The organism is Natrinema salifodinae (genome assembly GCF_900110455.1).
Taxonomy (GTDB): domain Archaea; phylum Halobacteriota; class Halobacteria; order Halobacteriales; family Natrialbaceae; genus Natrinema; species Natrinema salifodinae.
The window spans coordinates 143,713-162,137 of the sequence record NZ_FOIS01000005.1 but is presented as its reverse complement, the minus strand read 5'-3'; the positions used below and the strand labels follow the sequence as shown (position 1 = coordinate 162,137).

General features: G+C 64.8%; 14 protein-coding genes. 5 read left to right on the top strand and 9 right to left on the bottom strand.

Features of this window, described 5'->3' with window-relative positions; all coding sequences use genetic code 11:
- Nucleotides 1-19 precede the first annotated feature (19 nt).
- On the bottom strand, nt 20-3,016 hold the full coding sequence (locus BMY29_RS18940) for an FAD-binding and (Fe-S)-binding domain-containing protein (protein ID WP_074854854.1): 2,997 nt from the start codon (nt 3,014-3,016) through the stop codon (nt 20-22).
- 206 nt (nt 3,017-3,222) lie between these two features.
- The gene (gene ddh, locus BMY29_RS18935) at nt 3,223-4,161 is read right to left on the bottom strand and encodes a D-2-hydroxyacid dehydrogenase (RefSeq protein ID WP_049989202.1); all 939 of its coding nucleotides are present in this window, start codon (nt 4,159-4,161) and stop codon (nt 3,223-3,225) included.
- 209 nt (nt 4,162-4,370) lie between these two features.
- On the opposite strand from ddh, the gene BMY29_RS18930 reads away from it, so the two are divergent.
- Nucleotides 4,371-4,796 (top strand): PPC domain-containing DNA-binding protein, encoded by a 426-nt coding sequence (locus BMY29_RS18930; protein ID WP_049989201.1) that lies wholly within the window; start codon nt 4,371-4,373, stop codon nt 4,794-4,796.
- Between the two features lie 109 nt (nt 4,797-4,905).
- Here BMY29_RS18930 and BMY29_RS18925 read toward each other — a convergent pair whose 3' ends face one another.
- Together BMY29_RS18925 and BMY29_RS18920 are read right to left on the bottom strand one after the other, a co-directional pair.
- Complete coding sequence (locus BMY29_RS18925) at nt 4,906-5,961, bottom strand: isocitrate/isopropylmalate dehydrogenase family protein (RefSeq protein ID WP_049989200.1); 1,056 nt, start codon at nt 5,959-5,961, stop codon at nt 4,906-4,908.
- A 1,050-nt stretch (nt 5,962-7,011) separates the two neighbouring features.
- Complete coding sequence (locus BMY29_RS18920) at nt 7,012-9,978, bottom strand: FAD-binding and (Fe-S)-binding domain-containing protein (RefSeq protein ID WP_049989199.1); 2,967 nt, start codon at nt 9,976-9,978, stop codon at nt 7,012-7,014.
- Between the two features lie 415 nt (nt 9,979-10,393).
- On the opposite strand from BMY29_RS18920, the gene BMY29_RS18915 reads away from it, so the two are divergent.
- Entirely contained in the window at nt 10,394-11,338 is a 945-nt protein-coding gene (locus tag BMY29_RS18915) for a bile acid:sodium symporter family protein (protein ID WP_049989198.1), read from the top strand.
- On the opposite strand, the gene BMY29_RS21270 is transcribed toward BMY29_RS18915, so the two are convergent.
- The 5 genes from BMY29_RS21270 to BMY29_RS18895 form a co-directional block, all read right to left on the bottom strand.
- Nucleotides 11,330-11,494: a hypothetical protein gene (locus BMY29_RS21270; protein ID WP_173424872.1), complete on the bottom strand. Its 165-nt coding sequence runs from the start codon at nt 11,492-11,494 to the stop codon at nt 11,330-11,332. The two genes, BMY29_RS18915 and BMY29_RS21270, sit on opposite strands and share 9 nt — an antisense overlap.
- An 80-nt stretch (nt 11,495-11,574) precedes the next feature.
- Nucleotides 11,575-11,997, bottom strand: a complete 423-nt coding sequence (locus tag BMY29_RS18910) for a cupin domain-containing protein (RefSeq protein WP_049989197.1) — start codon at nt 11,995-11,997, stop codon at nt 11,575-11,577.
- A gap of 142 nt (nt 11,998-12,139) precedes the next feature.
- Nucleotides 12,140-13,642 (bottom strand): tripartite tricarboxylate transporter permease, encoded by a 1,503-nt coding sequence (locus tag BMY29_RS18905; protein WP_049989196.1) that lies wholly within the window; start codon nt 13,640-13,642, stop codon nt 12,140-12,142.
- Nucleotides 13,643-14,230, bottom strand: coding sequence for a tripartite tricarboxylate transporter TctB family protein (locus BMY29_RS18900; RefSeq protein WP_049989195.1), 588 nt, complete (start codon nt 14,228-14,230; stop codon nt 13,643-13,645).
- 79 nt (nt 14,231-14,309) lie between these two features.
- Nucleotides 14,310-15,314, bottom strand: a complete 1,005-nt coding sequence (locus tag BMY29_RS18895; RefSeq protein ID WP_049989217.1) for a Bug family tripartite tricarboxylate transporter substrate binding protein — start codon at nt 15,312-15,314, stop codon at nt 14,310-14,312.
- Nucleotides 15,315-15,723: 409 nt separating this feature from the next.
- Here BMY29_RS18895 and BMY29_RS18890 point away from each other — a divergent pair, with 409 nt between their 5' ends.
- From BMY29_RS18890 to BMY29_RS18880, 3 genes are all read left to right on the top strand, one after another.
- On the top strand, nt 15,724-16,152 hold the full coding sequence (locus BMY29_RS18890; protein WP_049989194.1) for a universal stress protein: 429 nt from the start codon (nt 15,724-15,726) through the stop codon (nt 16,150-16,152).
- Nucleotides 16,153-16,329: 177 nt separating this feature from the next.
- On the top strand, nt 16,330-17,115 hold the full coding sequence (locus BMY29_RS18885) for an enoyl-CoA hydratase/isomerase family protein (RefSeq protein WP_049989193.1): 786 nt from the start codon (nt 16,330-16,332) through the stop codon (nt 17,113-17,115).
- A 2-nt stretch (nt 17,116-17,117) separates the two neighbouring features.
- Nucleotides 17,118-18,308 carry a CaiB/BaiF CoA transferase family protein gene (locus BMY29_RS18880; protein ID WP_049989192.1) on the top strand — a complete coding sequence of 397 codons (1,191 nt, stop codon included), beginning with the start codon at nt 17,118-17,120 and terminating at the stop codon, nt 18,306-18,308.
- Nucleotides 18,309-18,425: the final 117 nt, after the last annotated feature.

The window sequence follows — 18,425 nt, the reverse complement described above, 5'->3', positions numbered from 1 at the left end:
AATAACCGATGCGGACGACCTACGACCCTCGCGCCGTAAGCAGCTCGTTCACCTTCTCGATCGGATGGGGCGGCCGCTCGTCGCGGCTCTCCCGATCGCCGATCTGGCTCCGACAGGACGCGCCAGGCGCGACCGGCGATCCGTCGCTCTCGTCTAACTTCTCGTAGAGGCGCTCGCCGATCGCCTTCGAGAGGTCGTAGTGTTCGGCTTCGTAGCCGAACGAGCCGGCCATGCCACAGCAGCTGGACTCGATCGGATCGACGGCGTAGCCGGCCCGCCGGAGCACGCCGACGGCGTGGTGGTCCTTCCCGGTCGCCTTCTGGTGGCAGTGGCCGTGGTACGCGAGGGTCTCGTCCGTCTCGTCGAGGGGAAGCTGCTCGACGAGGCGGTACGTGTCCACGTACTCGCTGATTCCGTACGCGTGTGCAGCGACCCGCTCCGCGTCCGCCGTCGGCACCAGATCGAGGTACTCGTCCTGAAACGCGACGGCGTCGGACGGCTCGACGGCGATGATCTCGTACCCGTCATCGATGTACTCGGTGAACAGGTCGATATTTTTCCGGGCGCGCTGTTCGGCAGCGTCGAGCATGCCGACCGAGTACGCCGCCCGGCCGCTCGGGGCGACGTCGTCGGGGATCTCGACGTGGACGCCGGCCGACTCGAGCACGCGCACGGCGGCCTTCCCGGGACGGGGGTAGTTGTAGTTCGTGTAGGTGTCGGGGAACAGCACCACCTTCCGGTCGGCCGCCTGCGGGCTCACCCGCGGTCCGCGTTTCGCGTACCAGTCCTGCAGCGACTCCCGCCGGAACGATGGGAGTTCGCGTTCGGGCGCGATTCCGGCGACCGTCTCCATCAGGAGACGACTTCCGGGAAGCTTCCGGCCGACGTTCGAGAGCGGCGCGAGCGCGCTTCCGAGCCGCGAGAGCGCGTCGATGTTGCCGAACAGCCGCTCTCGCAGCCCGATGCCCTCGCGGTCGTAGTACTGGTACTTGGTCTCGGCCTTGAGCTTCGCCAGGTCGACCCCGGTCGGGCAGTCGCTCTTACAGCCCTTGCAGCCGACACAGAGGTCCAGCACTTCCTTCTGGAAGCGCTCGGAGTACAGCTCCTCCTCGGGGAGCTCGCCGGAGATGGCCGCCCGGAGCATGTTCGCCCGACCGCGGGTCGTCGCGATCTCGTCTTTCATCCCGCGGTAGGTCGGACACATCACGTCGTCGGTCTGCCGGCAAGTCCCGCAGCCGTTGCACAGTTCCACCAGGTTCGAGAACCCGCCCTCGTCCGAGAAGTCCAGCTTCGTCTGGGGCTCGATCGAGGTGTAAGCGTCCCCGTACCGCAGAGTCTCGCGCATGTCCGTCGGCGCCTCGTCGGTGTAGACGACCTTCCCCGGATTCATCCGCCAGTCGGGGTCGAAGACGGACTTGACCTCCTGGAAGGCCGCCCAGAGGTCGTCGCCGTACATCTTCGGATTGAACGCCGTCCGCGCGAGTCCGTCGCCGTGCTCCCCGGAGAACGACCCGTCGTGTTCGAGGACCAGGTCGGTCACGTCCTCGGTGATCGACTGCATCGTCTCGATCCCCTCCTCGTCCTTCAGGTTGAGGATCGGCCGGATGTGCAGCGTTCCGCTCCCCGCGTGCGCGAAGTAGGCCGCGGAGGTGTCGTGGTCCTCGAGGACGTCCATGAACTGCTCGACGTACTCGGCGAGCTCCGCGGGTGGCACCGTCGCGTCCTCGATGAACGGGTACGGCTTCGGATCGCCTTCGAGGCTCATCAACAGCGGAATGGCCGCCTTGCGGAGCTTCCAGAGGTCCGCCTGGTCTTCCTCGGTGTACGCTTCCATCGCCTCGAAGGCGTCGCCCTCGTCGACGAAGTGGGCGTTCGTCCGCCCGATCGCCGCCTCGAAGTCGTCGTGGAGCTCGGAGTCGTACTCCAGCATCAGCGCCGCGGCCGCCCCGTCGGGGATCGGCTCCTCGTAGCGGGAGAACTGTTCGGACTCGCGAGCGAGCCGGAACAGCTCCTCGTCCATCAGCTCGACGGCGCTGGGATCGAACTCGAGGGCTTCGGGGACCGCTTTGAGCGCGTCGATCAGGTCCTCGAAACAGTAGAGGACGAGCGCCGTCTCCTCGGGCAGGGTCACCAGGCTGAGTTCGGCCTCGACGACCACGCCGAGGGTCGATTCGGCGCCGACGAACAGTTTCGAGAGGTTGATGACCGCCTCGCCGTCCTCGTTCTCGTCGATCACCTTGTTGAGGTTGTAGCCGGAGACGTTGCGCTTGAGTTCCGGATACCGCTGTTCGATCTCGTCGGCGTTCTCCTCGACGAGGGCGCGAACGGTCCGGTAGATCTCCGCCTCGCGGTCGTCCTTCGACACGATCTCGTCCCACTCATCGGAGTCGAGGACGACCTCGCGGGTGTGAATCAGCGAGCCGTCGGCGAGGACGACCGTCAGCTCCTCGGTGTAGGCGTCGGTGATGCCGTACCGGACCGAGTGCGCGCCGGTCGAGTTGTTCCCGATGCCGCCGCCGATCGTCGCCCGGTTCGACGAGGCGGGGTCGGGCGCGAATTTGAGTCCGTCCCGTTCGAGGTGCTCGTCGAGGTGATCCTGAACGACCCCCGGTTGGACGCGCGCCCGCTGGCGCTCGACGTCGACCTCGAGGATGTCGTCCATGTAGACCGTCATGTCGAGCACGACGCACCCTGACCCCACCGTCTGCCCGCCGAGCGACGACCCGGCCCCCCGCGCGATGACTGGAACGTCGTGGTCGGCCGCGACGCGCACGGCGTTGCGAACGTCTTCGACGTCGCGAGGGAGAACGGCGCCCGCCGGACGCGCCTGGTAGATGCTGCCGTCGGTCGCGTACAACACCTGGGCGTACTCGTCGAAGCGCACCTCCCCTTCGACGACCGATCGGAGGTCGCCCGCGAGGTCCGCGTACTCGCGGACGTCGCCGTCGTCGTGATCGAGTTCGTCACGGAACTCCTCGTAGTTGTGCAGGCCACCTGGGGGCTTCTCAACAGCCATTGTGCCTAACTGCGACATCAATAATGATAAACTCTGTGTTTGTCGTACTCTCTCACAGTCACGTGCCGGAGAGAGACGGCGTCACTGCGATGGAACGGGAGACGACCGGCCGCGAGACGGTCGTCACCCTCGCCGCGGCGTGGTCGCCGGCGCGCAGCGAGCAGCGGACGAACCGCGAATCTGCGTTTCCGGCGGCTTCGTCGACGTCAGGCCACGCGGTTCTTCAGGATGTCGCCCGACCGGTAGCGCTGTACGTTCTCCGCGACGAGGTCAGCGATGTCGAGGTGGTACCGGTTCGTCGCGGAGCCCTTGTGCGGCGAGATGATGACTTCGTCGAGATCCCAGAGGGGGGAGTCCTCGGGGAGCGGTTCCGTCTCGAACACGTCGAGCCCCGCGCCCGCGATCTGGTCCTTTTCGATCGCCGCGATGAGCGTCTTCTCGTCGACGACTGGGCCGCGAGCGACGTTGATAACGTACGCGTCGTCTCGCATCCGCACGAACTCCTCGGCGCTCAACAGCCCCTCGGTCTCCGGCGTGTGCGGGACGGTGAGGACGACGAACCGGGCGTTCTCGATCGCGTCGTGGAGGCGATCGGGGTCGAACAGTTCGGAGACGCCTGGTACCGGTTCGTCGGAGCGTCGAACCCCGACGACGTCCATCCCGAGGGCGTCGCAGCGCGTCGCGATCGCTTTCCCGATGGTGCCGAGGCCGACGACGCAGACGCGCTCGTTCTCGATCGTGAACGGGCGATCGTACGGCGGCTCCCACCAGTTTCGCTCGGTCTGGTGATCGCGGTAGCGGTGCCCCAGGCGGGCCAGCGAGAGCATGATGGTGAGTGCGAGTTCGCCGACCGTCGAACCGTGAATGCCGGAGCTGTTCGTGAGCGGCACGCCGGCCGCTTCGTACGCTTCGATATCGAACTCGTCGTATCCGGCGCGGATGCAGTGGACCCACCCGGCATCCAGAAACTCCGGTCGCGGCACGTACGTCGCCACCGCGTCGGACGCGCCGTACTCGCGGCCGTCGCCGACGAGTTCGGCGGGGATCGATACCTCGTCGAACGCGTCGACGAACGCGTCCGTCGGAATCACGTTTTCGACCGATTCGTGGACGTACAGCTGTTCGAGTTCCGTTCGCTCGGCCATACCTGTTCCTCTCTAGGAATCGAATTGAATGTTACGTATCGTTCAACCTCAATCTGGTCCGAATTAAACCCTTCCCGAACTCACCTTAAACCGACCGTTTGTGCGGCCGAACGGGTCGAATCCGAGAGGTGACACCGGCCCGCGTCGTCCCTCTCAGAAGGGGTCGAACCACCACAATCTTTTTCGGTTATCATTCCGCCTATTGTGATATGGAGTACCGAGAAGTCGATTCTTCGCGTGAGTACGTCGCCAGGCTCGAGACCGGACGCGACTGGCGAAGCGAAATCGAGGCACTCGCGAGCGAGGCCGAGGTCGAAGCGGGCTGGTTCAACGCGATGGGCGCCGTTCGGGACGCCGAGATCTGGTTCTACGAGCAGGACGACCAGGCGTACGACTCGGTGACCTTCGACGAGCCGCTCGAGGTCGCCGCATGCGTCGGAAACGTCTCTCGACTCGAGGGCGACGTGTTCGCTCACACCCACGCCGTCCTCTCGCGGCCGGACGGGGAAACGCTCGCCGGCCACCTCGACGCCGCGACCGTGTTCGCCGGCGAAGTCCACCTTCGGGCCTTCGACGAGCCCCTCGTCCGGACCCCTCACGAGCCGACGGGGTTGGATCTCTGGCTCAACGAGTAGCGATCGAAACGCCTGGCGGACGCGTCACCGCGCCGGTTCGACGGCGCGCTCGGCCAGCGGCGACCGTCGGCAACCGGCCTCGTCCCCCGTCACCGGTTCCGGACCGCTGTTAGATGCGGGTGCGGAGGTCCTCGACCACCCGCGCCGTCGTGGCGGTCCCGCCCAGATCGGGCGTCCGGGGGGCGTCCGGATCCGCGAGCTGATCGGTGACGGCGGTCCAGACCGCGTCGCCGGCCTCGGATTCACCGAGGTGGTCGAACAGCATCGCGGCGGAGAGGATCGTCGCGAGCGGATTCGCGACGCCGTCGCCGACGATATCGGGCGCGCTGCCGTGGACCGGCTCGAACATCGAGGGGTACTCCCCCGTGACGTTGACGTTGGCCGACGGGGCGAGCCCCATGCTCCCGGTGATGATCGCCCCGATGTCGGTCAGGATGTCGCCGAAGAGGTTCGACGCGACGACGACGTCGAACTCCTCCGGTCGCCGGATGAAGTCCATGCTCGCGGCGTCGACGAGCAGGCGCTCGACCGTCACATCCGGGTACTCGGCCGAGACGTCCTCGACGATCCGGTCCCAGAATACCATGCTGTGTGCCTGCGCGTTCGATTTCGTGATGCTGGTCACTCGCCCTTCGCGCTCAGTCGCCGCCTCGAACGCGGCTCGAACGATCCGCTCGGTGCCGGTCCGCGTGAAGACCGCGCTCTGGACCGCGACCTCGTGGTCGTGGCCCGGATGTTCCTGTCCGCCCACGTCGGCGTACTCCCCTTCGGTGTTCTCGCGGTACACGACGAAGTCGATGTCGCCGCCGTCGTATCCCTCGAGTGGGCTCTCGACGCCGTCGAAGAGGATCGCCGGTCGCTTGCAGACGGCCTGGTCGAAGCCCTTGCGGATCGGGAGGAGGAGGTTGTTCAGCGTCACGTGATCCGGGACGTCGGGGTGGCCGACCGCGCCCAGCAGGATCGCGTCGTAGCCCGCGAGCTCGGCAAGTCCGTCGTCGGGCATCATCGACCCGCTCTCGAGGTACCGTTCGGACCCCCAATCGTATCGCGTCAATTCGAGCTCGAACCCGAACCGGTCAGAAACGTCGTCGAAGACCGGCTGCGCCGCATCGATGACTTCCGGGCCGATACCGTCGCCCGGGATACTCGCCACTTCGTGTGCCATGGTCCCGTGATATTATCCGGCAAATAAAAAGTCTATGGGCTCTCGTACCACGTCGGACGGGACCGCCGATTCGGGGACGGCCCGTCGGCGGCCGACGAGAGGATTGGGACATGCTAGTGGTATCGGTCGTCCGGACGACCGCGCACGGAGTTCGGCCCAGCACCGGCAGCGTGATCGATGCTGACGAGACGTTCGCGTTCGACGAACGGTTCGACTTCTGAGGGCGTCGGTCGTTCGAGACGATCGGACGGACGAACTCGTCGAACCGCTCGAGTACGCCGTCTCGCCGGCGCTTGAGGTGTCCAATTTCGATACGTGGGATCGATACTCGAGCGAAGACGACCGAAACGGGGGACGCGGACCGGACGGCTCGCGGAACGGGACCTCGTCTCGTAAACAGATTCTCTATATCAGAATATCACACAAACCGGACCGTACGATCCCACCGTCTCACGGACGCATCCGGCAAACCCATTACAAACATACCGTTGTAAACAACCGCCGATCGTGCCGATGGATGACCGCTCTCGGTCGGAAAGTAGCAAAACCGGCCCAGGTGGATCCCGACCGTTCTTTGCCAAATTTCCGAGCGGCGATATCCCGTTCGACCGGCGGGAGATCCGCCGTCCCATACGGTTCGAACGAGGGATATTCGAGCGTATTCAATCGTAGCCTGCGGCAACCGACGGGTGCATCCGAACGTGATCGGTCGAACCGGATCGTTCGACGGCGCGTCGCGGATCGGCGTAATCCCGGATACTCGGATGTTCTCGCGCGTAATCGAGTTGAACTGTCTCCGACGGTTCGTAAACCGCTGTCTTCGCACAACGCGTTCTCCATGATAGAACGCGGAGTATTGGAGCGGGGAAATCCGATACCGTCAGGGCGGACGGGCCATCACTCCGGTTCGAACGATCGAGAAATCGGCAGCGCTACTCTCGACGCTCAATCGGCGAGGAGGGAACGACTGACGGCGCTCGCGGGCGAACTCGAGATGTGCGTGAGCACCGTTCAATTCGACTTTCCGATCGGTCCCGAACCGGAACCGGATCAGGCGAGCGCGTCGGCAAGTTTCGTTATCGGGTGCGGGGGCTTGCCGTCGTACTCGTCTCCGATCTGCGTCCGACAGGAGGCGCCTGGCGCGACGACGCCGTCGCCGTCGCTGGACTCGATCTGATCGAAGAGCAGTCGTCCGATCGCGCGACTCATCGAGTAGTGCTCGGCCTCGTAGCCGAACGAGCCGGCCATCCCACAGCAGCTGCTGTCGAGCGGATCGACGGCGTAGCCGGCCCGCCGGAGCACGCCGACGGCGTGGTGGTCCTTCGTCGTCGCCTTCTGGTGGCAGTGACCGTGATAGGTGAGCGTCTCGTCGACGTCCCGGAACTCGAGGCCGTCATCGAGCCCGTGGACATCGACGTACTCGCAGACGCCGTAGGTGCGCTCGGCGAGTTCGTCGACGTCGTTCCCGACGAGGAGATCCCGGTACTCCGATTGGAACATAACGGCGTCGCTCGGCTCGCAGACGACGATGTCCCAGCCGTCCCGCACTCGCGGAATCAGCGCGTTCACGTTCCGCTCGGCCCGCTCGCGCGCGTCGTCCAGAAAGCCCTTCGAGAAGGCCGGGCGACCGCTCGAGGTCACGCCCTCCGGAAGTTCGACGCGGACGCCGGCGGCCTCGAGCACGCGAACGGCCGCCTTGCCGATCTCGGGATCGTTGTGGTTCGTGTACACGTCCGGGAACAGCAGGACCTTGCGCTCGGCGGCGTCGTGATCGACGCGTGGCTCGCGGGCCTCGAACCAGTCGACGAACGTCTCGCGATGGAACGTCGGCAGCGACCGCTCGCGGGCGATCCCGATCGTTTTCTCCAACACCGTCCGCGCGCCGGGCACCTTCCTCGCGTAGTTCGACAGTGGCGCGGCGGCGCTGCCGAGTTTCGAGAGGGTGCCGATGTTCGCGAACAGCGTATCCCGTACCGACGCGCGGTGGCGCTCGTGGTACTCGTGTTCGACCTCGGCTTTCAGCTTCGCCATATCGACCTCGCTCGGACAGTCCTTCGAACAGCCCTTACAGCCGATACAGAGGTCCATCACTTCCGTGACGAACTCGTCGCTGAACGCCTCGTCTGGCGGGAGGTCGCCGGTCATCGCCTGGCGAAGCATGTTCGCCCGACCCCGGGTGCTCGTGATCTCCTCCTGGGTGGCCCGGTAGGTCGGACACATCACGCCGCCGGTGCCCGCCTGACTGCCCCGACAGCCGCCGCAGCCGTGACAGAGTTCGACCATGCCCTGAAAGCCGTTTTCGGTGTCCCAGTTGAGCACCGGATCGAACCCGGCCTCGAACCGGCTGTCCGGGCCGAACCGGAGGTGCTCGGTCATGTCGTGATCGCCGCAGACGGAGCCCGGATTGAGCAGCCAGTCGGGGTCGAAGGCGGTCTTCAGGTCGCGAAAGAGCTGCCAGACGTGCTCGCCGTACAGTTTCCGATTCCACTGGGTTCGCGCGCGGCCGTCGCCGTGTTCGCCGGAGACGCTCCCGCCGTACTTCACCGCGAGGTCGGTCGCGTCGTCCGAGATCGATTCCATCGTCTCGACCCCGTCTGCGGTCTTCGTGTTGACCAGGGGGCGGATATGAATACAGCCCGGGCCGGCGTGGGCGTAGAAGCTGCCGAACGTGTCGTGGTCCGCCATGACCGCCTGGAAGTCGGCGATGTACTCGGAGAGATGCTCGGGCGGAATCGCGACGTCCTCGATGAACGCGATGTGTTTCTCGTCGCCGGTCCGGGAGAGCAGAATCGGCGTCGACGCCTTCCGCATCTTCCAGAGGCGCTGCTGTCGCTGCTCGTCGTAGGCCGTCAGCGAATCGAACGCGAGCTCCCCCGCTCGGTCGTCGATCAGCCGCTCGACCTTCTCCCTGCGGTCGGCGTCGTCCTCGGCGTAGAACTCGACGAGCAGGAACGAGTTCGTCCCCTCCGGAAGGATACCGACGACGTCGGCGAACTCCTCGGTGTTGCGCGCCAGGTCGAGCAACACGTCGTCCATCACCTCGACCGCCGCCGGATCGTGGTCGAGGATCGCGTCCACGTCGTCCATCGCGTCGAGCAGATTGCGGTAACAGAGCACCGCAACGGACTTCGTGTTCGGAATCGGCTCAAGCGACACCTCGGCCTCGGTGACGATGCCGAGGGTCCCCTCGCTCCCGACCAGCAGCTTCGCGAGGTTGACGGACCCAGTCTCCGCCTCGTCGATCAGGACGTCGAGGTTGTAGCCGGAGACGTTGCGCTTCAGCGTCGGGTAGGCGTCTTCGATCGTCTCGCTCTCCTCGTCGATTATCCGGACGACTGCGTCGGAGATCCGCTCGAGCAACTCGCCGTTCGGGTCCGCGCGAGCGCGGAGGTCGTCGACGTCGATCTCGCCGACGGTCGTCACCGTCCCGTCGGAGAGGACGACTTCCGCCTCCTCGACGTAGGCGTCCGTCTTACCGTACTTCAGGGAGTGTGCGCCCGTCGTGTTGTTCCCGATCGCCCCGCCGAGCGCGCTGCGGTCGGCGGTCGACGGATCGGGCGCGAACTTCAGCCCGTGGGGCTCGAGCGTCCGGTTGAGCTCCCCGATCGTGACCCCCGCCTGGGCGCAGGCCCGCCCCGAATCGGGGTCCACCCGCGTTACCTCGTTCATGTAGCGGGTGAAATCGAGGACGACCGCCTCGTTGACGGTCTGGCCGGCCAGGCTCGTTCCGCCGCCCCGCGGGAGGACCGGAATCCCGCGCTCGGCGCAGTAGCGCATCACCGCCGCCACGTCGTCGGTCCCCGTCGGATAGACGACGCCGATCGGCAGGACCTCGTACGCGCTGGCGTCGGTCGCGTACATCTCCCGCGAGTACTCGTCGAAGCGAACGTCGCCGTCGACGCGCGCCTCGAGGGCCGCCACGAGGTCCGGGCGGTCCATCGTCTCGGTTCGGTAGTCGTACTCGGCGCGACTGTCGATCGCTGGGTCTCCGTCGGTCTGTCGGTCGTTCGTAGCCATTATGTGTTCCGTCTGTGCTGGTGTCGTCTCGGCTGCCCGCGTCTCCGTCAGTGCAAGTGAGAACGGCGTTCGTCTCACGCATCGGGTCGGACGCGAGACGCGACTCCCGCGCCGTCAGCTCGCGTCCGGTAGCCGTCGATCGCTCCCCCACCGGAACGCGATCCGAATGCGGAATCGAACGCGATCCCGCGGCCGTCCGCGGGGGCCGCCGCAGCTACCGGCTGTTTGCTAATCGCTTGCATATCCTGTGCGTGGTACACGGTAGTACAGGGAGTACACATAACTGTTGTGCCGCGTTGCGGGTCGCGATCCGGGACTTTCGCCGGTGTCGTCCCAACGAATAAATAGACCGATGACGTGTCATCGAACCACGCGCTGTTGCACGCGCCACGGCGCTGAGAGACTGACCATACCGATGGTACCCTCCGCTTTCGACCGCCTGGCCGACCAGAGAAACGTCCTGGTCGTCCTCCTCTCGGCGGCCGCCGGACTGCTGGTTCCCGGTCCCGAGCGCTATACGAGCATCCTCTTGACGCCGTTAGTGATATTCCTCGTGTACGGTTCCATTCGCGGGCTCTCTCTCGCCAAGGTGGATCTGGGCTCGATCGGTCTGCCGGTCGCCCTCTCGCTGGGTCTCGGATACGTCCTGCTCCCGCTGGTCGGACTGCCGGTCGCGGGCCTCGTCCTCCCGGACCCGGCGCTCACGGGGGTCGCGATCACGCTCGCGGTCCCCACGACGGCTGGGAGCGCGATCGTCTGGACGCGGTTCTCCCGCGGCGACGCGCAACTCGCCGCGATCGTCTCGATCGTCTCGATCCTCCTCGCGCCGATTGCGACGCCGCTCTTACTCCTGTTCCTCGTCGGGCATCGCGGCGGCGTCCCGGTCCGATCGATTCTCGCCGACGTCCTGCTCATCGTCGGCGTCGCCGTGGTGCTCTCGAGGGCGGTCCCGGACGCCGCCCTCTCGGAACGAACGACGGAGTACGGGTCCGGCGTCGCGATCGCGTGCATCATCTACACGGGCGTCGCCGGCGCCGATCCCGCGACCGTCTCCGCTCGAACCGTCGTCGGCCTGGTCGCCGTGTCGGTCGCGATTCTCGGGCTCGGATTGGGGATGGCGTACGCCGCGGGGCGCTACTACGACCTCGGCCGGCGACGAATCCTCCCGATCTTCTTCGCGGGCAGTTTCAAGAACCTCGGCATCGCCTTGCTCATCGCCGCCGGCTACGCGTCGGGGCTCGCCGTCCTCGCGATCATCACCTACTACGTCGTGGAGCAGTTGACGGGGGCCGTGATCGCGGATCTCGCCGGGAGCCGTCCCGGGGAACCGGAACCGGAGCCGCAGCCGCGATCACCCTGACCGGCCGACGCCCGTCCGATACACGACGAAGAGGTAGGTGGCCACGATGAGAAAGATCGTCGCGTACAGCACCGATCCGATGTAGATAGCGTATCCCAACGCCGAGAGGTTGAGACAGATTCCGACGAGCACGAGCCACTCCTGGATCGTTCGCATGGCTGAACCCACGGCGACTCGAACGGTAAAAATACCGATCGGACGGTCACCGTTGCGCTCGCGTCGGCCCGTCGTCCGGTTCAGTCGCGCTCCGCTCCGGTCGCGTCGATCACGTCCGCCGCCGTTTCGAGTTGGCGGACCGGATACCGACCGTCCTGCGGCCAGCCGATCGCGACGAGCTTGCACGGCTCCTCGAACGGATTGTGAACGAGGTGTGCGCCGGCCGGCCCCTCCCGGAAGGCGATGATCTCGTCTTCGCCCGCGGTGAACCCTTCGTCCCGCGTTTCGACGCGACACGCGCCGGAAACGACGTAAAACAGCTCCTTTTGATTCTCGTGATAGTGAAAGTGGTTCTGCGAGAGACGCTCGTCCGACTCGAGGACGGCGACGTTGAAATTGAACGCGTCGATGCCGAAAGCCGGTGACGCCTCCCAGCGACGCCCCGGTTTCTCCGGATTCGCCTCGAGGTCGTCCAGTGAGACGTGTTTCCACCCGTCTTCCATATCACAACGATAGTCTCCACTCAGTTAGACGTTGCGCTCGATCCGGTCCGGAAACGGCTCGTGCGCCGCGAACGCTCGCAGGCCGACGGACGACTGGACGGGCGACGGGCGACCAGGCGACGGAGGAGCGGCAGAAAATAGTTCAGGTCCGGCTGACGGCCCGTTCGACTCGTCCCTTGACGAACGGCCCGAACAGCACGAGCAGAATCGCCAGGGAAAGCAGGAATGAGAGCGGTTGGTTCACCGGGTCAACGAAGATCGTGTACTCGCCACCGGAGATCTGCAGCGACCGGAAGAAGTTCTCCTCGGCGATGGGCCCGAGGACGATGCCGAGGACGAACGCGATGACCGAGTAGTTGTACCGGACCATGTAGAATCCGAGGACGCCGAGCACGATGACGGCGCCGACGTCCCACCAGTTTTGGTGGAGCGTGTACGCCCCCGCGAACGAGAGGACGATGACCATCGGAATGATGAGGTTCGTGTCGATTTCGGTGATCTTGCTCGCGTACGGGATCACCGTCAGTCCCACGAGAACGATGAGGACGTTGCTGAGGAACAGCGAGATAAACAGCGCGTACGTGATGTGGAGCTGTTCGCCGAAGAGGACGGGCCCCGGCTGGAGCCCGTGCATCAGGATGCCGCCGAGCAGGACGGCCGTCGAGCCGCTTCCCGGAATACCGAACGACAGGGTCGGGATGAGCGATCCGCTGACGGTCGGATTGTTCGCCCCCTCGGGCGCGATGACGCCGCGCGGGTCTCCGTCGCCGAACGCCCCGTCTTCGGCCGACGAGCGGGCCTCTTCCGCGTAGGCGACGAACGTCGACGTCGTCGCACCCGATCCCGGGATCATGCCGATTCCCATCCCGATCAGCCCGGACTTGAGCGTCGTCACCGGATACTTGAATATCGTCATCATCCCCTCGCGGACGCTCCCCGCGATCTCGAGGTCCTCCTGGGTAATCTGCTTTTGTGCAGCGAGTTTCATCATCTCGGCGAACGCGAACATGCCGATCAGCGCCGCGACGAAGTCGATTCCGTCGTAGAGGCCGAACTGGCCGAACGTGTAGCGCGGCCGCGGACTGAGGATCGCGGTGCCGATCGTCGAGATCATGAATCCGAGCGCGCCGGCGACGAGCCCCTTGACGATCGATCCCTGCGTGACGATCGTGATGAGGGAGATGCCGAGGATGGCGAGGAGGAAGTACTCCGGCGACCCGAACGCGAGGACGATCTCGATGAGAAGCGGCGAGAGGAGGATCAGCGCTATCGCCGCGAGGAAGCCGTTCAGCGCCGATGCGGTCGTCGCGATCGCCAGCGCGTTCTTCGCCAGGCCGTTTTGAGCCATCGGATACCCGTCGAGCGTCGTCGCCGCGGCCGACTCCGTTCCCGGCGCATTGAGGAGGATCGCGGCGATCGACCCGCCGAACATCGCGCCGCTGTAGATCGCGACCAGGAGGATGATCGCGGCCGTCGTCTCGAGCGGGAGCGTCAGCGGTAACACGATTGCCATTCCGACCGGGGACCCGATACCGGGTAACGCCCCCAGGATGATCCCGAGCATCATCCCGACCGCGAGCCATCCGATCGTCGGCCAGCTCAGCGCAATCGACAGTCCCTCGAAGAAGGCGTCAACCGCCGCCATCTACGTCCCACCTCCGGGAAGCGACGCGGACAGCCCGTCGAGCAACAGCGGCAGGAACGGGCTGAAGTCGAAGATGTGACCTTGATCGAACGGGAGAACGAGGTACGTCATGAAGAGGTAGATGACGATCGTCCCCAGCGTAGCGAGTACGACACTGATGACGGGACTGGTGCGGAACCAGAGCGTGTAGCCGAGGATGTAAATCGGCGTCGCAAAGAGGAAGCCGGCGGCCCACCCGCCCGCGAAGTACAGAATCGTCGTGACGACCATAAACACCGTCTCGTTCACCTCGTAGCCGTACTCGGTCCCGATCGTCTCCTTTTTGTATTCCGCTTCGGTCTCCTCCGACTCCTCTCGGTCCTCTTCCGCCCCGGGGATGTCCGACTCGTCGGTGCTCGTGATCGAAATACTCTCGGCGACGAACGTCCGAAGCGGTCCCGGGAGATAGTTCCGAAAGAGGAGTAACAGCGACCCGATGAAGACGATCGACGCGGTTAGCTGGGGGAATACTCTGGCATCGTCGGGGTAATTTTCCAGAACCGGCTCGACGAGGAACAGCGCGCTCACCCCGACCAGAATAACGAGCATTATCTGCTCTGCCGTTACTTTGTTTTCAATTGTATCTGATATCATAACTACAATATAGGGATTGAAGTACCACTCCGAACTAGGAGTGTTCTTCGATGAGGCTGACGATTTCCAGGTCTTCGAACTCCTCGAAGGCGTCGTCGATGGCCGCGTTCGCGGCGTCCGGGCCCTCGAAGAAGATCGGGTTCCCGGTTTCCTCGGACCACTCTTCGTACTGCTGGTCCTGGGTGGCTTCTTCGATTCGGCCCGAGAGTTCGTCGATAACGCTCTCCGGCGTGTCCGGCGGCGCGTACAGGCCCCGGTTCACGCCCGCGACGAAGTCCATGTCCGGGTACCCCTCGTCGGTGACCGACGGAATATCGGGATACACGTCGGTCCCCTCGCTGAAGAACGTACAGACCGGGTACACCCCGCCGGAATCGACGTTGGGCCGTGTCCCAGCGTCGGTTCCGATTCCGCACGGCACCTCGCCGGACGTCACCGCCTCCGCGATCGGTCCGGTCCCGGTGTACTGCACGCGATTCTCCCACTGCCAGTCGTACTCGTCGGCGTACTCCGGTTCGTGTTTCGCCAGCAGCGTCATAATGTCCTGCGGGCTTCCCGGCTCCTGAATGCCGATCGAGTCCCATTCGCCGGAGTTGTGTTTCTCCCTGACGTCGTCGAACGTCTCGACTTCCCCTTGATACTCCTCGTTAACGACGAGACACCACGTCGATCGACCGATGATGCCGAGGCCTTCCAGATCGCGTTGGTCGAACCCGGGATCCTCGAGCAGTTGCGGCGTTACTTCGAGCGGGACGGCGCTCCCCGAGATGGTGTGTCCGTCCGGCTGGGAGCCGTAGAGGTCACCGAATCCGTTGAGGCCGCCGCCACCGGGGACGTTGTCGATCTGAATGTCCTGTCCCATGGCGTCGGTGAGCGGTTCGACGATACCGCGGGCGTACACGTCAGTTCCGCCGCCTTCGTCGTACGGGACGATGTATCGAATCGACTCGGACGGTTCCCAATCCTCGCCGGCGTCGACCCCCGGCCCCTCTTCCGTCAGGCACCCTGCTAGCGATACAGCCGTCCCGGCGCCGGCTATTCGCAGAAACCGCCGCCTGGTCGATATGCTCCCTGCTGCCAGCTTCCGTCGTTGCGTTCTCTCGGACATGCTTATCGAGCCACGGACCCTGGTACGTGTTAGGTAGCTCCGTGTGCCAGGATCACAATACCATGATCAAAGAGTATAAACATAAAGCTTCCTCTTATTTTCGGCCATATACCGCCGTTATTATTCGAAGTGGTCGTTTTGGCCGTCGATCAGCGTTTCGTACCCCGAACGGCGTCGGCGGAAGAAGCGTGGAATCCCGACGCTCTCGATATCGCGATGCGTTCGGAGGCGGTCAACGGACGGCGGGAGTTCGGGCTCGTAGCGCAGCGACGTCCTGATCACGGGGACGAGCCACGAAACCCGAGTAAATCCTTTACGGATGGAGGATGAGAGAGTAGCTATGACTGTCATTGCCGCAGTCGATCGATCCGAGAGAGCGCCCGGAATCGTCGCTCACGCGGCCGAATTGGGTGAGGCGATCGACGAACCGGTCGAAGTCGTACACGTTCTCACCCGCAACGAGTTCGTCTCTCTCGAGCGGACGAACGTAAACGAAACGGGTGAGACTATCCCGACCGGGGACGTGGTGCAAATCGCTGCGGATATCGCGGCGGAGGCCATCGAACGGGCGGACATCGACGCGACGCCGGTCGGCCTCATGGGCGATCCCGCGAACGAGATCGTCAACTACGCGGACGACGACCAGGCGAGCTACGTCGTCGTCGCGGGGCGGAAACGCTCGCCGGTCGGAAAAGCGCTGTTCGGGAGCGTCGCGCAGTCGGTTCTGCTCAATTCGCCCGTTCCCGTCGTTTCGGTCCGCGTCGAGTGACGGTCGACGACTCGAGTCTCCAGCGCCGGCCGCCGCACCCACCGAATCGGTAACGCAGTTGCTCGCCATCGGATCTCACACGTTCGTGCGAACGAGGTCGGAGCGGCGCGTTTTTCCGAGTGATTGGTATTGTAACACAAGCTTTTTTGCTACATTTCGCGGTATACGAGGTGAGGTATGGTTAGCTATAGCGCCTACGAGAGCATCACTCTCGATATCGAAGACGGCATCGCGACGATCGAGTTTCATCGGCCCGAGGTCTACAACGCCCTCAACAACGAGGTCATGTTCGACCTCAACCGCGCGTTCGACGAGATTCAGTTAAACCGCGACGTCGACGCCGTCGTGATCACGGGAGAAGGAGACGACGCGTTTTCTGCCGGCGCGGACATCTCGCAGTACGCCGGTCCGGCGTCGGAGCACGATCCGTTACAGCGAGACCGTCAGGAACTGTTCTACGAGATGTACCGAAAGCCCTACGAGTGCCACGCACCGGTCATCGCGAAGATCAACGGGTACTGCGTCGGCGGCGGCCTGATCTTCGCGATGTACTGCGACGTCCGCGTCGCGGTCGAGGACGCACAGTTCGGCGTCCCGACTGCCAACATCGGACAGATCCCGACCGGCGGGTCGACGTGGCGGGCCATCGAACTCGTCGGCGAGGCGAAGGCGAAAGAACTCGTGTACACGGCGGGGATGATCGACGCGGCCGAAGCGGAACGGATCGGGCTGATCAACCACGCCGTCCCCAGAGCCGAACTCGACGAAACCGTCGCCGAGATCGTCGCCGGCATCCAGAACACCGGCCGAAAGGCGGTGAAGAACTCGAAGCGGGCGCTCAATTACTCGGCTCAAGCCGGCAGCCTCGAGGAGGCGCGGGAGCGCGAGGCGGAACTCTGGTGGGAGCAGTTCGCTACCGACGAGCGTCGCGAATTGGTCGACGAATTCAACGAGGAGGGGTAGCGATGAGCGACGGACCACTGGCCGACGTTTCGGTCGTAGAGATGACCGGCCACCGCGCGGGCCCCTTCTGCGGGGCGCTGCTCGCCGACATGGGTGCGGACGTCGTGAAAATCGAGCGCCCCGGCGTCGGCGATCCGGCGCGGTCCCAGGGGATCGGCCCTGGGGGCAAGTCCGGCTACTTCATGGCGAACAACCGCAACAAGCGCTCGGTGACGCTCGACCTCAAATCGAGCGCCGGGCGAGAGGCGGCGCTCGAACTGCTCGCCGACGCGGACGTGTTCGTCGAAAACTTCGGGTACGGCGTCACCGACAAGCTCGGCATCGGCTACGACGACGTCCGCGAGCGAAACCCCGACATCGTCTACGCGAGCATCAAGGGCTACGGCGAGACCGGGCCGATGAAGGAGAAGCCGGGGCTCGATCTCATCCTCCAAGCGGAAGGCGGGATCATGAGCGTGACCGGTTCCGAAGGCGGCGCTCCCGTCAAGGTCGGCCAGGCGATCGGCGATCTCACGACGGGGATGTTCGCGGCGCTCGGCGTCCTCGCTCGACTGTACGAGCGCGACCGCGCCGATGACTTCACCGGAAAGTTCGACGTGGGGCTGTTCGATTCCATCGTGACGCTGCTGAACGAGTACCTCACCGAGTACTCAATGGACGGAACGGTCCCGGGACCCCAGGGCGTGACCCACCAGACGCTCGTCCCGTACCAGCGGTTCGAGACCGCCGACGGCGCGATCGTCACCGGCGTTCCCAGCGACGACCGGTGGGACGACTTCGTCGATCTGCTCGGACGCAAAGAACTCCGCGAGTATCCGACGAACGAACTGCGCCGTGAGAACGCCGGGACCGTGATCGACATCATCCAGGCCGAACTCGAGTTGGAGACGACCGAGTTCTGGCTCGAGCGGCTGACGAACGCCGGCTTCCCCTGCGGACCGATCAACGACGTGGCGGACGTGGTCGAGCACGACCAGACGGCGGCCCGCGACCTCGTCGTATCCCACGAGGATCCCGACTGGGGCGAGTGCCTGCTTCCCGGTCACCCGATCAACTTCCCCGACCACGACGACGTCGTTCGCGCACCGGCGCCCCGCCTCGGCGAACACACCGAGGAGGTGTTCGCGGACATCGCGGACGATCAGACGACGCTGGAAGCGTGGACCAAGGACGGCGCGTTCGGCGAGAACTGAATCGGCCGCGCTTTCCCGTCTCCGATCCCGTCGCTCCGCGAGTGGCGATTCGATTTCGAGCGTCGAGAATTGTCGAACGGTTCGTCTGCGAAATCGACCGGTGAACCGGTAGTACTC

Coding starts and splice junctions, on each gene's coding strand:
- BMY29_RS18940 (WP_074854854.1), bottom strand. CDS start 3,016: ATGGCTGTTGAGAAGCCCCCAGGTGGCCTGCACAACTACGAGGAGTTC.
- ddh (WP_049989202.1), bottom strand. CDS start 4,161: ATGGCCGAGCGAACGGAACTCGAACAGCTGTACGTCCACGAATCGGTC.
- BMY29_RS18930 (WP_049989201.1), top strand. CDS start 4,371: ATGGAGTACCGAGAAGTCGATTCTTCGCGTGAGTACGTCGCCAGGCTC.
- BMY29_RS18925 (WP_049989200.1), bottom strand. CDS start 5,961: ATGGCACACGAAGTGGCGAGTATCCCGGGCGACGGTATCGGCCCGGAA.
- BMY29_RS18920 (WP_049989199.1), bottom strand. CDS start 9,978: ATGGCTACGAACGACCGACAGACCGACGGAGACCCAGCGATCGACAGT.
- BMY29_RS18915 (WP_049989198.1), top strand. CDS start 10,394: ATGGTACCCTCCGCTTTCGACCGCCTGGCCGACCAGAGAAACGTCCTG.
- BMY29_RS21270 (WP_173424872.1), bottom strand. CDS start 11,494: ATGCGAACGATCCAGGAGTGGCTCGTGCTCGTCGGAATCTGTCTCAAC.
- BMY29_RS18910 (WP_049989197.1), bottom strand. CDS start 11,997: ATGGAAGACGGGTGGAAACACGTCTCACTGGACGACCTCGAGGCGAAT.
- BMY29_RS18905 (WP_049989196.1), bottom strand. CDS start 13,642: ATGGCGGCGGTTGACGCCTTCTTCGAGGGACTGTCGATTGCGCTGAGC.
- BMY29_RS18900 (WP_049989195.1), bottom strand. CDS start 14,230: ATGCTCGTTATTCTGGTCGGGGTGAGCGCGCTGTTCCTCGTCGAGCCG.
- BMY29_RS18890 (WP_049989194.1), top strand. CDS start 15,724: ATGACTGTCATTGCCGCAGTCGATCGATCCGAGAGAGCGCCCGGAATC.
- BMY29_RS18885 (WP_049989193.1), top strand. CDS start 16,330: ATGGTTAGCTATAGCGCCTACGAGAGCATCACTCTCGATATCGAAGAC.
- BMY29_RS18880 (WP_049989192.1), top strand. CDS start 17,118: ATGAGCGACGGACCACTGGCCGACGTTTCGGTCGTAGAGATGACCGGC.